The following is a 15,251-nucleotide window of genomic DNA, read 5'->3' as shown; positions in this document are numbered from 1 at the left end:
CCCCACCTCCTCGTCGCCGCCCGCCCGAACACCCACCAAGACGGCGCCCGAATCAGCAATGCACCCCGACCCACCCACCACCACTCCGTCGCCGCCCGCCCGAACACCGACTACGACGGCGCTCCAGGCCGGCAACACTCCCCCGCCCGCTCGGACGTCACCCTTCTCGCAGCGCCTTGGCCGAAGGGCGTCTTCCCTAGTCCGGAAGCGGTTTGAGGAACCTCTCCGCCTGGGGTGGTAGGTCGGGTTCTGCCTCGCAGTCGTTCCGGTCGTCCAGGAGGGTGCGCAGGTACCACAGGAGCGCCGCGATCAGGGCCGACGGAATCGTGAAGGCCGGCGCCCAGTGCCAGTCCATCCACCGTCCCAGCGCCGACGTGCCGAACAGGGTCAAAAGCACGCCTGCGGTACTGAGCCACAGCATCACCGGGTCGGGCCGGTGGGGCCGCTTCCAGGTCAGGTTGACCGCGAAGACGCCGACGGTGGTGAGCATCGCGCCCAGGAGCAGGGCGAGGCCCGCGGTGATCGGGAAGTGCCCGGCGAAGCCCGCGCCGAGCGAGAGGAGGAATCCGCCGATGAACAGCCCGACGATCAGTACGGGCCAGGCGAGGACGAGCGCGAACATCCCGCCCGCGTAGAGCAGCCGGCCGGTGGAGTTGAGGTCGCGCACGCGCACGCGGTGCGGGCACTGCGGGACCGGTTCGGGCTCGGAGGTGGCAGGGGCGGCGTTGGGGCGGGCGTCGAGAAGGGGGTCTCCGGCTTCCACCGTGATGCGGAACTCGTCGCCCGGCACTTCGTGGTCCATTGGGGGCCTTCGGTTGTCAAAAGTGAAGGTCCCGGCCGTGTCCGGCCGGGACGTTCGGAAGTCTAAGCGCTTCGCCGACACCCCATGGACAGGGCCCGGAGAGTGTTTCAGCGGTAGGCGGAGGACTGGAGGGTGTAGAGCTCGGCGTAGGCGCCGCTGAGCGCCATGAGTTCGTCGTGGGTGCCGGTCTCGGCGACGCGGCCCTGATCGAGGACGACGATGAGGTCGGCCATGGAGACCGTCGAGAACCGGTGGGAGACCAGGACGGTGACGGTGCCCCGCTGGCGTCCGGCGTGGACCTCCTCGGCGAAGCGCTCGAAGAGGGCGTGCTCGGTCTGCGGGTCGAGGGCCGCGGTGGGCTCGTCGAAGACGACCAGGAGCGGTTCGGCCCTCATGCGGCCGCGGCCGATCGCGAGTTTCTGCCACTGGCCGCCCGAGAGGTCGGTGCCGTCGTCCCAGCGGGCGCCGAGGCGCGTCTCCAGGCCCGCGGGAAGGTCGTCGAGGACGTCGTCGGCTCCGGCGCGGACCATGGCGGCGCGGACCTTCTCGTCGTCGTAGCCGCCCGCCAGATCACCGATGCCGACGGATTCGCGGGCGGTGAACTCGAACTTCGTGAAGTCCTGGAACGTGGCGCCGATGCGCTCACGCCAGGCGTCGGTGGCGAAATCGGTCAGGACGTGCCGGTCGACGGTGATGCGACCGCTAGTCGGCTGGTAGAAACCCGACAGGAGCTTGACGAGGGTGGTCTTGCCCGCGCCGTTCTCGCCGACGAGCGCGACCACTTTGCCCGCGGGCAGGTGGAGGGTGACGTCGTCGAGGGACCGGCGCTTCGACTCGGGATAGGCGAAGGAGACGCCCTCGAGGGTGACGCCGTCGTCGAGGCGCGCGGGGACGTCGGCGGGTTCGGTTGGGCCGCTGACGGACTCGGCGTAGTCGCGGAGCCAGCCGATGCGGTCGCCGAGTTTGCCCAGGCGCAGCAGCAGCGCGGACTGCATGGCGAGCTGCCCGGCCGAGCCGGCGACCATGCCGATGAGGCCGACGAGGAGGATGACGTCGCCCGCGGTGGCCTGGCCGCGGATGGCGAGGTAGAGGACGACGCCGATGCCGGCGGCCATGCCGAGGGCCGACAGGAGGCCCTCGCCGGTGGAGACGCGGGCGGTCTTCCACTGGCCCCGGTTGCGTTCGGCGACGACGGCCGCGCCGGAGTCGTGGTGGCGGCGGGCGACTTCGGCGGCGGAGCCGAAGAGGCGCAGTTCCTTTCCGGACTCGGCGAGGGTGGCGACCTCGAAGAGGTGGCGGCGCTTGCGTTCGCCGGCGCTGGTCTCCTCGAGGACGCGGTCCTCGATGTCGGTGGCGCGCTTGGCGATGGTCATGGCGGCGAGGGCGATGAGCGGGAAGACCAGGAGCAGCGGGTGGACCTGGACGAGGAGGATGCCGCCCACGACGATGGTCACGAAGGCGCGCAGGCACTGCGCGAGCCAGTTGACGCCGCCGGAGAGGAGCCACCGGTCCTCGCGGATGCGCTGGACCTTGTCGAGGTAGTCGGACCGCTCGTGGTGGTCGAGCCCGGCGGGGTTGCCCATGAGGGCCATGACTTCGCGGTCGGCGGCGCGGTTGGTGTGGTCGAGGACGAGGAAGACGAGTTTGACGTAGGCGAAGACGACCGCCCAGATGATCGCGACGCCGAGGGCGAGGCCGGCCGCCGCGAGGTAGGCGTCGCGGGACTGTCCGTTCTGGACGGCGTCGACGATGACCTTGGTGAGATAGACCGTGAGGGGCATGAGGATCGACTGGACGACGCCGAGGACGAGCAGGCCGGTGACGGCCTTGGGGTTGGACCGGTAGCCGACGGCGAGGGCTTCCCTCATGCCGCGCAGGCGCTTCGCGATGGTGGTGAGCATGGTGCGTCCTTCGAGATGCGGTCATCGGGGGTCAGCGGGCGAGGCGGGCGGCTTGGAGGGAGAACGCTTCGGCGTAGCGCCCGCCCAGGGCCATGAGCCGGTCGTGCGAGCCGTCCTCGACGACGCGGCCGCCGTCGAGCACCACGATGCGGTCGGCGCGGCGCACCGTCGAGAACCGGTGGGAGATCACGATGGTGGTGAGTCCGGCGGTGATGTCGAGGAACTGCTCGTACAGCTCGGCTTCGGCGCGGACGTCGAGGGCGGCGGCGGGCTCGTCGAGGATGAGGATCTTCGCGCCGGCCTGGACGGCGAACAGCGCCCGGGCCAAGGCGATGCGCTGCCACTGGCCGCCGGAGAGGTCGGTGCCGCCTTCGTACTCGCTCGACAGGAGCGTCTCGAGTCCGTCGGGGAGCGATTCGATCAGCGCGCGGATGCCCATGGGCTCGCAGGCCTTCCAGATCCGGTCGGTGTCGGCGGCCAGGTGGGGCGCGCCGAGCGCGATGTTGTCGCGCACGGTGAGCTGGTAGCGCGTGAAGTCCTGGAACAGGGCCGACAGACGCGTGCGCCATGCGGCAGGGTCGACCCCGGCGATGTCGGTGCCGTCCACAGTGATCTTTCCGCCGGTGGGCTCGTAGAGGCCGGCAAGGAGTTTGACGAGGCTGGTCTTGCCGGCGCCGTTGTGGCCGACGATCGCCAGCGAGGTGCCGGCCTCGATGTCGAGGTCGAGCCCGGCGAAGACGGGCCGGTCCGCGCCCGGGTAGGCGAAGGCGACGCCCTCGAAGCGGACGGCGCGCACCGGGGCCTCGGCGGGCAGTTCGGCCGTCGCCGCCCGTTCGCCGGCGGTGAGCTGGGCGTCGAGGGCGAGGACCTTGGGCACCGGGAGGGACCCGAAGGAGACGAACGCGGCCTGGTCGTCGAACGCGGAGAAGCTGAACATGCCCTGGAGGGCCACGATGTAGACCGCCAGCGCCCCGAAGCCGACCATCCCCGCGAGACCGGCCTGGGCCAGCGCCAGGGTGGTGGCGGCGGTGAGCGCCAGGAGGGTGCCGATGACGGCGACGGCGGTGCGGACCCTGATGCGCTGGAAGCGGTCCGACTGCGCCATGCGCTCGGCCCAGGTGCGGTCGTAGCGGTCCAGGAGCCAGCCCATGAGGCCCCACACGCGGATCTCCTTGGCGGGTCCGGCGGTGATGGCGAGGTCGCGCACGTACTCGGTCTCGCGCATCTCGGTGGAGCGCAGGTAGGCGGTCTTGCCGACGCGGGTGTACTCGGCCTGCATGGCGAGGAACACGGCGGGCCAGGCGACGAGCCAGGCGAGGCCGAGCCAGATGTTGAAGAAGGACAGGACGATCGCGGCTCCGGCGGCGGCGAGGAATTCGGGGACGATGCCCGCGAGGCCCTGGACGGCGCGTTCGGGCCGGATGAAGTCGGTGCCGAGCTGGCGGGCGATGCGCAGGAGGGCGAGGACGTCGTCGTCTTCGAGGTGGGCGATGCCGGTGGGGCGGGCGACGGCGGCGACGAGGCGGTCCTGGAGGAGCAGTTCGAGGTCGCGGCCGAGGTTGCGGGCGTTGGCGCGGTGGACGTTGTCGACGAGGCGGCCGAGCAGGAGCGCGGCGACGCCGGCGGCGAGGAGGAGGTAGGCGTCGCGGGCCTGGGGTGAGCCGGGGCCGGCGTCGGCGGCGCCGGGGACGGCGCCGATGAGCAGGCCGGTGGCGATGCCGGTGGCGAGGGGGAACGCGGCGGTGAGGACGCTGGTGGCGGCGAGGAGCGCGGTGCGGGGGCGGCTGATGCGGGGCAGGAGTGCGACGACGGCGAGGACGGCGCGCGCGGCCTCGAACCGCTGGGCCTTCGGGGGTGTCATATACATCCGATCATGACGTCATGATGACTGTTCCTTGACACCATAGCGAAGTCGGCAATGGCTTGCAACCGTCGGTGCGGAGCGGGGACCGGAAGGAGGGCAGGGCGGAGGCGAGCGGGAGCCGGACCGCGGGCCCCCGATACGAGGGTGACACGGGGGTCCGACAACCCGCTCCGCCACTGCCGAGACCGGCTCCCGGCCCGCACGCTGGGGCCGCGGGTAGTGTTGTGCCTCGTGTCAGCGCCCAATCTCGTCAACCTCGAAGCCGTCTCGAAGGCCTACCCCGACCAGGTCGTTCTCGACGCGGTCTCCCTCGGCATCGCCGCAGGCCAGCGCATCGGCGTGGTCGGGCGCAACGGTGACGGGAAGTCGACGCTGCTGCGCCTCATCGCCCGCGCCGACGACCCCGACTCGGGCCGGGTGGTGCACACCGGCGGCACCCGCATCGCCGTGCTGGGCCAGACCGACTCGCTCGACGACGGCGCCACGGTGCGCGACGAGCTGTTCGGCGACGCCGACGCCCACGAGTGGGCCTCCGACCCGCGCGTCCGCGAGATCCTCACGGGCCTGTTCGGCGGCCTCGACGCCCCCAAGCTCCCCGAGGGCCTCGACTCGCGGATCGGCGTGCTCTCCGGCGGCGAGCGCCGCCGCGTCGACCTCGCCCGGGTCCTGTCGGAGGACGCGGACCTGGTGCTCATGGACGAGCCGACCAACCACCTCGACATCGAGGGCATCGCCTGGCTCGCGGCCTACCTGGGCGCCACGAGGGCCGCGCTCATGGTGATCACCCACGACCGGTGGTTCCTCGACGAGGTCTGCGACCGCATCTGGGACGTGCAGCGCGGCAACGTGTACGAGTACGACGGCGGCTACTCGGCCTACGTCCTGGCCCGCGCCGAGCGCGAGCGCCAGGAGAGCGTGGCGGAGGGCAAGCGCCAGAACCTCATGCGCAAGGAGCTGGCGTGGCTGCGGCGCGGCGCGAAGGCCCGCACCTCGAAGTCGAAGTTCCGCATCGACGCCGCCAACGAGCTCATCGCGAACGAGCCGCCGCCGCGCGACACGGCGGAGCTCGTGTCCTTCGCGACGGGGCGGCTGGGCAAGACCGTGTTCGAGGCCGAGGACGTCACCGTCACGGCCGGGGACAAGACGCTGCTGGAGCACCTGGACTGGATCCTGGGTCCGGGCAAGCGGATCGGGCTGCTGGGCGTGAACGGCGCGGGCAAGACTTCGCTGCTGCGCACGCTCGCCCAGGCGCTCGAGGACCGCCAGCCCGCCGCGGGCCGCATCAAGGTCGGGCGCACCGTGAAGCTCGCCTGGCTGACGCAGCACATGGAGGACCTCGACGGGAACTGGCGGGTGCTCGAGGCGATCGAGCTCGTCGCCCAGCGGGTCCAGTTCGGCAAGAAGGAGATCTCGGCCGGGCAGCTGGCCGAGCGCCTCGGCTTCGTCGACGGGAAGCAGCGCACGTTCGTGCGCGACCTCTCGGGCGGGCAGCGCCGCCGCCTCCAGGTGGCGCGGCTGCTCATGGCGGAGCCGAACGTGCTGTTCCTGGACGAGCCGACGAACGACCTGGACATCGAGACGCTGACGCAGCTGGAGGACCTGCTCGACGACTGGGCGGGGACGATGGTCGTGGTCAGCCACGACCGGTACTTCACCGAGCGGGTGGCCGACGAGACGTGGGCGCTGCTGGGCGACCGGCGGTTGCGGATGCTGCCCAGGGGCGTCGAGGAGTACCTGGAGCGGCGCGCGGCGGCGGTGAAGTCGGGTTCGGCGCCGGGGCAGTCGAAGAGCGCGGCGTCGTCGGGCGCCGCGTCGTCGAGCGCGCCGAGAACGCCTGCGGCGGTGGACCGGGCGACGCAGAAGGAGCTGTCCAAGCTGGAGCGGCGCCTGGCGAAGGTCGAGGAGCGGATCGCGGGGGTGCACGGCGAGATGGCCGAGTTCGCGACCGATCCGTCCAGACTGTCCGAACTCCAGGAGCGGTTGTCGGCGCTGGAGACCGAGCGGGACGAGATCGAGGAGCGCTGGATGGAGCTCGCGGACTAGTCTCCGGGTTTCGTTGCGGCCCTGCTGGTTTCGCGGCTCGTGCGGGGCGGGCCGGCGAGGCGCGCCGGGTCGCGGTTCCATAACGGAGCCGACCATTCTACCGCTTTCCTACAGGCTCGTACCGATTGGTAACCGAGTCTTCATTCACTGATTTATGTGCCTCTTGCAGGGTCTTCACAATTCGTTGTGATTTCCCTAACCTCGGTTTGAAAGCCCGAAAGGGCCCGGTTCCACCGAACCGCGCCCTCCGCGCCGGTGCGCCCCCATCTATTCGCATTGCGCACCAGAGCGGATGAACCGAGAGGGAGTACCCCCCTATGACCGTCTCGCACCGTTCCGTTCGACGATTGGCGGCCGCCTCGCTCGCAGGCGCCGCGGCCGTCGGCTCGATCACCTTCGGCGGCCTCGCCGCACACGCCGACCCGGTCGGCCAGATCCAGGGCGCCGCCTCCGCCGAGGCCATCGACGGCGAGTACATCGTCGTCCTGGACGACGCCGCCGCCTACCGCGAGGCCGACGAGATCGCCGGCGACGCAGGCGCCTCGGTCATCGACGACTACGACGAGGTCGAGGCGGTACTGGTCGCGGCGACCGAGGCCGAGGCGCTCGAACTGTCCGTCGCCGACGGCGTGTCCTTCGTGGAGCAGAACGCGGTCGTCTCCATCAGCGACGTCCAGCCCGGCGCCACCTGGGGCCTGGACCGCATCGACCAGCTCGACCTGCCGCTCGACGGGAACTACGAGTACCTCGGCGACGGGGCCGGCGTCCACGCGTACATCGTGGACACCGGCATCAACGCCTCCCACACCGAGTTCACCGGCAGGGTCGGCGCGGGCTACGACTTCATCCAGAACGACGCGACGCCCCAGGACGGCAACGGGCACGGCACGCACGTCGCCGGCACCGTCGGCGGCACCACGTACGGCGTCGCGAAAGAGGCGACCCTCCACGGCGTCAGGGTCCTCGACAACGCCGGCTCCGGCACCACCGCCGGGGTCATCAACGGCATCAACTGGGTGGCCGCCAACGCCATCGAGCCGGCCGTGGCGAACATGAGCCTCGGCGGCGGCTACTCGGCGTCGCTCAACAACGCGGTCGAGGCCGCCGTGGACGCCGGCGTGACCTTCGCCGTCGCCGCGGGCAACGAGGACCAGGACGCGTGCAACGTCTCCCCCGCCTCCGCGCCGTCCGCGATCACCGTGGCCGCCAGCGACAACACCGACACCCGCGCCTACTTCTCCAACTTCGGCTCGTGCGTCGACGTGTTCGCGCCCGGGGTGGGCATCACCTCGGCCTGGCACAGCTCCAACACCGCCACCAACACCATCTCGGGCACCTCGATGGCCTCCCCGCACGTGGCCGGGGCCGTCGCGGTCTACCTGGGCCTCAACCCGGGCGCGACCACCGACGAGGTCGCCGCGTGGGTCACCGGCAACGCCGCCGAGGCGCGCGTCTCCGACGTCCAGGGCAGCCCGAACCTGCTGCTGTACACCGGCACCGAGGACGGCGGCACCGACCCGGGCGAGCCGAGCGACTGCACCGCGGCCAAGACGACCGCCACCGCGATCGCCGACCGCGCCACCGTGAACTCCACCCTCGCGGTCTCGTGCGACGGCACGGCCCGCGCGGCCAGCACCGTGTCGGTGAACATCACCCACACCTACCGCGGGGACCTCGCGATCTACCTGATCGCCCCCGACGGGACCAGCTACACGCTCAAGACTTCGTCCAGCACCGACTCGGCCGACAACGTCAACGCGACCTACACGGTCAACCTGTCGAACGAGACCGCCACGGGCACTTGGACGCTGCGCGTCACCGACGTCTACTCGGGCGACTCCGGCACGCTGAACAACTGGTCGCTCGCGCTCTGATGCCACCCCGCACAACTGAATAGGGGTTGACCGCGGGCGGGACCCTCCTCCATCGGCCGTATCGACAGCGGCCGGTCGGAGCGACCTGGAGCCGTCGCACCAGTCCGGCAGCCGCCGCGACCGGGTCCCGCCCGCAGCAACTCGCCGCCGTCCTTCCCGCAGACCGGCGAGCGCCGGTCCACACAGGCCCGATCCCCGCAGCAGTCACGATCCCCCGCCACCCTCAAATCCCGTCCCGGCACCGTGCTCCACCAGGCAGTGCCGGGATCACCCGAAGGGATCGAAAGTCCATGTCACGCACCAGATCCAGAGCCATCGCGGCCGCCTCGTTCGGCATCGCCGCCCTCACCGCGCTCGCGTTCACGGCCACCGCGGCCGAGGCGAAGCAGGAGCTCGGCCGCATCATCGGCGAGGACGCCCCCGGCGCCATCGCCGGCGAGTACATCGTCGTCCTGGAGGACGACACCGCCGTGTCGACCGCCGTCGCGGACGTCGAGGGCGAAGTCGTCGAGACGTACGACGGCGTCGACTCCTTCCTGCTGGAGGCCACCGAGACCGAGGCGAAGGAGCTCGCCGCCGAAGACGGCGTCGCCTTCGTCGAGCAGAACGCGGTGATCACCGTCGCGGCGACCCAGACGGGCGCCACGTGGGGCATCGACCGCGTCGACCAGCGCAACCGGCCGCTGTCGGGCACCTACACGTACAACTACACGGGCGCGGGCGTCCACGCCTACATCGTCGACACCGGCATCAACTCGTCGCACTCGCAGTTCAGCGGGCGCATCGGCGCGGGTTACGACTTCATCCAGAACGACGCGACCCCGCAGGACGGCAACGGGCACGGCACCCACGTGGCCGGCACCGTCGGCGGGACCATCCACGGCGTCGCCAAGAACGTCACGCTCCACGGCGTGCGCGTCCTCGACAACGCCGGCTCCGGCACCACCGCCGGCGTCATCAACGGCATCAACTGGGTCCGCAACAACGCGATCAAGCCGGCCGTGGCGAACATGAGCCTCGGCGGCGGCTACTCGGCGTCGCTGAACAACGCGGTCGCCTCGGCGGTGTCCTCGGGCGTGAGCTTCGTGGTCGCGGCCGGCAACGAGAGCACCAACGCCTGCAACCGGTCCCCGGCCTCGACGCCTTCGGCGATCACCGTGGGCGCGACGACCTCGACCGACGCGCGGGCGAGCTACTCCAACTACGGCTCCTGCCTGGACATCTTCGCGCCGGGCTCGAGCATCACCTCCGCGTGGAGCACGGGCTCGTCCGCGACGAACACCATCTCGGGCACGTCCATGGCCTCCCCGCACGTCGCGGGCGCGGTCGCACTCTACCTGCAGGCCAACCCGAACGCCTCGACGTCCGCGGTGTCCTCCTGGATCACCTCGAACGCCACCACCGGCGTGGTGACCAACCCCGGATCCGGCAGCCCCAACCGGCTGCTGTACACCCTGTAACCCCGATACGGGGCGGCCTCGAGAGCCGACCGCCCCGCGGCTGAGGCCCCCTGCTCGGTGAGCAGGGGGCCTCAGTCCATGTCCAAGCTGTCCGATTTGGACCTATGGCAGGATTTGGCATTCAGTGATCGGTTCATCCAATACAGGGCCTTTACACGTTTTGTTCTAACGGTTAGGCTCCTGGGCAGGGTCTGACGGCCCGTCAACGGCCGCTGGGCCCGGACGGGTGATGCGGGCCGGGTCTTCGGGTCCGGTCCGCGCCGGACCGGGCCGGCAGGCCCGGCCCCCGCCCGCCGGTCCCCCTCGGCGCCCGGTCGCGAACCGGGCGGCCGAGACGGCCCGCAGCCGAACCCCCTCGGCGGCGGGCCCGGGCCCGCCCCCCGCCTAGCGCACCGGGCCCGAACCACCACCCTCCCCGGGGCGGTAGCGGCCCAAGCACCGCGAACGCCTTGGGGCACAACCAAAGGAGTTCTCCTGTGTCAACGGCAGGAACGAAACGGCGGTTGCGCACGGCGACCGCGATAGCGATCGCCGGCGCGGCGGCCGGAGGCTCGCTGATCGCGGCCTCCGCGTTCGCCTCGGCAGACGAGCCCGCGAACGCCTCGGACCTCATCATCGGATCCGACTCCCCCGACGCCATCGAGGGCTCGTACATCGTCGTCCTCGACGACGCGGCGCCCAAGGGCCTCAACGCACTCGCCGACGACCTCGGCGTGGACGTGGACGTGGAGGACACGCTCGGGCTGGTCGACGGCTACGTGGCCGAGATGACCGAGTCCGAAGCCCTCGAACTGGCCGCCGACGACGCCGTGGCGTACGTCGAGCAGGACCAGTGGGCGCACATCGCCGAAGTCCAGCCCGACCCGCCCTCGTGGGGCCTCGACCGCGTGGACCAGGACGCGCTCCCGCTGGACGCGTCCTACGAGTACACGCAGTCGGGCACGGGCGTCGACGCGTTCATCCTCGACACCGGCCTGAACACCGAGCACCAGGAGTTCACCGGCCGCGTCGGCGAAGGCTACGACTTCATCGACGACGACGCCGACCCGGCGGACTGCCACGGCCACGGCACGCACGTCGCCGGGACCGTCGGCGGCACCACGTACGGCCTCGCCAAGGACGTCACCGTCCGCGCCGTCCGCGTCCTGGACTGCCAGGGCTCGGGCTCGTACTCGGCGATCATCGGCGGCATCGACTGGGTCGCCGCGAACGCCGACGGCCCGGCCGTCGCGAACATGAGCCTCGGCGGTTCCTTCAGCCAGGCCCTCAACGACGCGATCAGTGCCGCGGTCGAGTCGGGCGTGACCTTCGCGATCGCCGCGGGCAACGAGGGCCAGGACGCGTGCAACGTGTCCCCGGGCTCGGAGCCGACCGCGATCACCGTGGGCGCCACCGATGAGGACGACGCCGCCGCCTCGTTCTCGAACTTCGGCGAGTGCGTCGACATCCTCGCCCCGGGCGTGGGCATCACCTCCGCGTGGATCGACGGCGTCGACGCCGAGAACACGATCTCCGGCACCTCGATGGCGACCCCGCACGTCGCGGGCGTGGCCGCGCTCTACCTAGAGGCCAACCCCGAGGCGACCCCGGACGAGGTCGCGACGGCCCTGACCGAGGGCGCCGTCGCCGACGCCGTCTCCGGAGTCAACGGGAGCCCGAACCTGTTGCTCAACACGGCGTTCCTCGCCGGGTAGCGGCATGTAAGACCGAAGGATGAGGAGCGGAGGGCCGGCGCCGGAGGGCGCCGGCCCTCCGCGCGTCCGCAGCCGACCGGCGGTGACGCCGTCCAGCCCGGTCCGGGCGCTCAGGGCGCCGGCCGGTCAGGCGGCCCATTCGGGGTCGCGGCCGAGGTAGCGCAGGAGTGCGGCGACCTCGTCGTCCCCCTCCTGCGGGTCGAGCGCGGCGGCATAGGCGCCGTAGGCGCGCAGCGGCTCCACGATCTGCTTCGCGGCCACCAGGATCTGGGCCGCCGCCTCGGGGGTGAGCGGCTGGTCCTGGCCGGTCGCCTTCGCGATGTCCCAGGCGTGCACGGCCGCGTCGAGGGCGCACGCGCCGACGCCGGTCACCGCGTCGAGCCGGTTCGGCGGCACCGGGACCGACACGTCGGCGGCGTCTTCGGCGACGGTGGCCCATGCGGCCGCGGCGCGCCCGATCGCGGAGGCGACGTGCTCGACCGGGTCGCCGGCGAGCGTTCCTGAAGGGGCGAAGGGGTTCTCGCTCGGACCGTCCTCACCGGTGATGGCGGACGCGAAGGCGATCTGGTCGCCGGCGACATGCTGGAGGACCTGGGTGACGGTCCACTCCGCGCACGGCGTGGGCAGGTGCCACTGGCCGGAGCCGACGCCCTCGACGGCGTTGAGGAGGGCGGTGTGGGCCTCGGTCAGCAGCGACCATTCGGTGGTGGCGTTCACGGCGTTTCCCTTCGGGGGTGCTGGGCTTCCGAGGTTCCGGCGGCCCGATGCACTCAGTTTACCAGAACGGAATGATCCATTCCCTTAGAGGTCGAGGTTTCGCCGCGAAGAGAAATCGGGGGCCACCGCTGTGCGGTGGCCCCCGTCGCGACGAGCTACATGTCGCGGTAGCGCTTGGCGAGCTGCAGCTGCTCCTTGATGTCCTCGCCGGTGGCGCGGCGGGCCCCGGGCATGCCGTCGGCGCTGCCGGACGGCTCGGGCTCGAAGTACAGCGACGCGTACGCGGGCGTGTCCCGCTGGTAGCGCCAGCCCTCGGCGAGCGGTCCGACGTCGTGGGCGTCGAAGCCGAGCGAGTCCAGGAGCGTCGTCACGGCGGCCTTGGCGGCCTCCTCGTCGCCCGCGATCGCGAGCGCCGACCGCTCGGGGTCGCCGCTGGGGCGGGCGAGCTCGGGGATGTGCAGGAAGAAGATGTTGTTGAAGGCCTTGACGACGAAGGACTCCGGCAGGTGCGCCTGGAGCAGTTCGCTGGTGGTCGTGGACTCGTCGTCCAGCTCGGGGATGTTCCCGTCGCGCTCGGGGTAGTAGTTGTTCGTGTCGATGACGACCTTGCCGCGAAGCGGCTCGACCGGGACGGTCTGGTAGGCGCCCAGCGGGACGGTGACCACGACGATGTCGCCCGCCTCGGCGGCCTCCGCAGGGGTCGCCGCGCGGGCCCTCGGGCCCAGTTCCGCGACGAGTCCGGACAGGGAGTCGGGGCCTCGCCGGTTGCTGAGGACGACGTCGTGTCCCGCCGCCACTGCCAGGCGCGCGATGGCGCTGCCGATGTTGCCGCTGCCGATCAATCCGATAGTGCTCATGTACAGCGTCAACCGGCCCTCCGGGCGGGGCATTCCCCTGATTTGCGGTGATACGCGCCATGAGGGCCGAAGGCGCGCCTGAGCCGCGCCCCGGGTGTGGCGAGGACGACCCGGTCGGACGCGGAGGCCGCCGCCGCCCTTCGAGGCGGCGGCCTCCGCCGCCGCGCTAGGGCAGCGCCGCGATCCGGTCGGCGCCGCCCTCCTTCAGCCACGTGTCGAAGGTGCGCAGGCCGGGGTGGATGACGCGCAGCGCGGCGAGGTCCGCGCTCCACGACCGGTCGCCGTTCACGACCTCCCACACGCCCAGGATCGCCGGGCCCAGGGCGCGGGCCTCCGCTCGCGGCACCTGCCCGTAGCGGACGTCGCGACCCGTGGCGGCGGTGATCGCGGCGGCCGCGGCGGTGGGTGCCAGCTCGTCCCCCGCCAGTTCCAGGATCGCGCCGTGGAAGCGGTCGGGGTCGGCGAAGGCCAGTGCCGCGAAGGCGCCGATGTCGTCGACCGCGATGAGCTGCATCCGGTGGTCGGGGCGGAAGAAGTGGCGGTTGAGGCCGCCGTGGATGCCGTCGATCGGGCCCTCGCGCAGGAGGTAGTTCTCCATGAAGCGCACCGGGCGCAGGTGGGTCCAGCGCATGCCGCTCGCCTCGGCGCGGCCCTCGATGCGGCGCTTGGCGTCGGTGCCGGGGAAGGGCTGCCCGGGGAAGGACGCGATGGAGGCGAACACGAAATGCCCGACCCCGGCCGCCGCGGCGGCGTCGACCAGGGACGCGCCCCGGGTGTACTCGAGCTCCTCGTCCCAGCCGTCCGGGCCGAAGGTGGCGGGCGGGACGCCGAAGACGCCGCGGACGCCGTCCATTGCGGCCGTGAGGCTCGCATGGTCGTCGAAGTCGCCTCGGGCGAGGTCGGCTCCGGCCTCGGCCAGAGCGAGGGCCGCGGGGGCGCCGGGGTCGCGGACCAGGGCGCGGACCTTCCATCCGCCGTGGAGCAGATGGCGGGCGGCGGCGGCGCCCTGCTTGCCGGTGGCGCCGGTGACGAGGATGGCGCCTTCGTGACCTGTCATGTCGTCCTCTCATGGTGGCCCGGTAGGGACCGGGCCGGTAGCATCGGGTCGGTCGACCCGCTTGGCCACGATAGGAACCGGGCCGCCGACCCGTCCAGCTCCGGAATCGAGGATTCGTAACGTGCAGCGCCCCAACGCCCCGGCCGAACGGACCGGCGCGGACGCGCCCCGGGCGGACGCGCGCCGCAACCGCGCGAAGGTCCTGGCCGCAGCCCAGGCGGCGTTCGCGAAGGAGGGCACCGGGGTGTCGCTGGGCGAGATCGCCCGCCGCGCCGGCGTCGGCGCGGGCACCGTGTACCGCCACTTCCCGACCAAGGAGGCCCTGCTCGAAGCCGTGCTGTCGCAGCGGCTCGAGCGGCTGACGCGCCTGGCCGCCGGGTACGCCGAGGCACCCGACCCGGGCGCGGCCTTCTTCGACTTCGTGACCGAGGTGGTCGTCTCGACGCCCGCCAACCAGGACCTGTGCGAACTGCTCGGATCCGAGGACGGCTGGCCCCGCGCGGTCCTCCTGGCCTCGGGGCGGCGGTCCGCCGAGGCGCTCGCGGCCCTGCTGGAGGCGGCGCAGCGGGCCGGAGCGGTGCGAGCGGACCTCGATGCCGAAGGCGTGCAGGCGATCTTCACGGCGTGCGTCGCGATCCAGCGCATGCGCCCGGACCGGGGCGGTCTCGCGCCGATGAGCGCGCTCGTGATCGATGCGCTCCGCTCGGACGACGGCCGAGATTCCCGTTATGAAAGCCGGGCCGCTGCCGGGAAACGTAACGACGCGCCGACCGTCTGCGCCTCGTGCGGCGCGCCGATCACCCGGACGGGCCCCGGCAGGCCCGCCCGCTTCTGCGGGCCCGCGTGCCGCCAGAAGGCCTACCGCCAGCGCCGGGTGCGCGCGGCGTCCTGAAGCCGGCGGACACCCGCCCGGATCCTCATAGGAGGCCGTGCACGCTTTTCGTTCGGAGCCGCGGCGGGGGCTGACCGCAGCCCGGATACG

11 protein-coding genes are annotated in these 15,251 nt (G+C 71.9%); 5 read left to right on the top strand and 6 right to left on the bottom strand.

The annotated features are described in order from the left end of the window. Nucleotides 1-196 precede the first annotated feature (196 nt). From BLQ63_RS09905 to BLQ63_RS09895, 3 genes are all read right to left on the bottom strand, one after another. Complete coding sequence (locus BLQ63_RS09905; protein ID WP_091032663.1) at nt 197-802, bottom strand: hypothetical protein; 606 nt, start codon at nt 800-802, stop codon at nt 197-199. Between the two features lie 107 nt (nt 803-909). Then, on the bottom strand, nt 910-2,703 hold the full coding sequence (locus tag BLQ63_RS09900) for an ABC transporter ATP-binding protein (RefSeq protein WP_091032659.1): 1,794 nt from the start codon (nt 2,701-2,703) through the stop codon (nt 910-912). 31 nt (nt 2,704-2,734) lie between these two features. Beyond that, nucleotides 2,735-4,564 (bottom strand): ABC transporter ATP-binding protein, encoded by a 1,830-nt coding sequence (locus tag BLQ63_RS09895; protein ID WP_091032654.1) that lies wholly within the window; start codon nt 4,562-4,564, stop codon nt 2,735-2,737. Nucleotides 4,565-4,798: 234 nt separating this feature from the next. Between BLQ63_RS09895 and BLQ63_RS09890 the strand changes: the two genes are divergently transcribed. The 4 genes from BLQ63_RS09890 (at nt 4,799) to BLQ63_RS09875 (ending at nt 11,638) form a co-directional block, all read left to right on the top strand. Beyond that, complete coding sequence (locus BLQ63_RS09890; RefSeq protein ID WP_245680923.1) at nt 4,799-6,610, top strand: ABC-F family ATP-binding cassette domain-containing protein; 1,812 nt, start codon at nt 4,799-4,801, stop codon at nt 6,608-6,610. Between the two features lie 317 nt (nt 6,611-6,927). Further along, entirely contained in the window at nt 6,928-8,484 is a 1,557-nt protein-coding gene (locus BLQ63_RS09885) for a S8 family serine peptidase (protein WP_091032647.1), read from the top strand. 290 nt (nt 8,485-8,774) lie between these two features. Further along, nucleotides 8,775-9,944, top strand: a complete 1,170-nt coding sequence (locus tag BLQ63_RS09880) for a S8 family peptidase (protein WP_091032644.1) — start codon at nt 8,775-8,777, stop codon at nt 9,942-9,944. Between the two features lie 476 nt (nt 9,945-10,420). After that, on the top strand, nt 10,421-11,638 hold the full coding sequence (locus tag BLQ63_RS09875; protein WP_245680922.1) for a S8 family peptidase: 1,218 nt from the start codon (nt 10,421-10,423) through the stop codon (nt 11,636-11,638). A gap of 126 nt (nt 11,639-11,764) precedes the next feature. On the opposite strand, the gene BLQ63_RS09870 is transcribed toward BLQ63_RS09875, so the two are convergent. The 3 genes from BLQ63_RS09870 to BLQ63_RS09860 all read right to left on the bottom strand — a co-directional run bounded on the left by BLQ63_RS09870 (nt 11,765) and on the right by BLQ63_RS09860 (nt 14,269). Continuing rightward, nucleotides 11,765-12,355 (bottom strand): TIGR03086 family metal-binding protein, encoded by a 591-nt coding sequence (locus BLQ63_RS09870; protein ID WP_091032640.1) that lies wholly within the window; start codon nt 12,353-12,355, stop codon nt 11,765-11,767. A gap of 155 nt (nt 12,356-12,510) precedes the next feature. Then, the gene (locus BLQ63_RS09865) at nt 12,511-13,212 is read right to left on the bottom strand and encodes an NADPH-dependent F420 reductase (RefSeq protein WP_091032806.1); all 702 of its coding nucleotides are present in this window, start codon (nt 13,210-13,212) and stop codon (nt 12,511-12,513) included. Between the two features lie 166 nt (nt 13,213-13,378). Next, nucleotides 13,379-14,269, bottom strand: coding sequence for an NmrA family NAD(P)-binding protein (locus tag BLQ63_RS09860; protein WP_091032636.1), 891 nt, complete (start codon nt 14,267-14,269; stop codon nt 13,379-13,381). Between the two features lie 121 nt (nt 14,270-14,390). On the opposite strand from BLQ63_RS09860, the gene BLQ63_RS09855 reads away from it, so the two are divergent. After that, the gene (locus BLQ63_RS09855) at nt 14,391-15,161 is read left to right on the top strand and encodes a TetR/AcrR family transcriptional regulator (protein ID WP_245680921.1); all 771 of its coding nucleotides are present in this window, start codon (nt 14,391-14,393) and stop codon (nt 15,159-15,161) included. The last annotated feature ends 90 nt before the right edge of the window (nt 15,162-15,251 follow it).

This window comes from Glycomyces harbinensis, assembly GCF_900101745.1.
Taxonomy (GTDB): domain Bacteria; phylum Actinomycetota; class Actinomycetes; order Mycobacteriales; family Micromonosporaceae; genus Glycomyces; species Glycomyces harbinensis.
The sequence above is the reverse complement of the archived record's forward strand: the minus strand, read 5'-3'. Positions and strand labels throughout refer to the sequence as shown.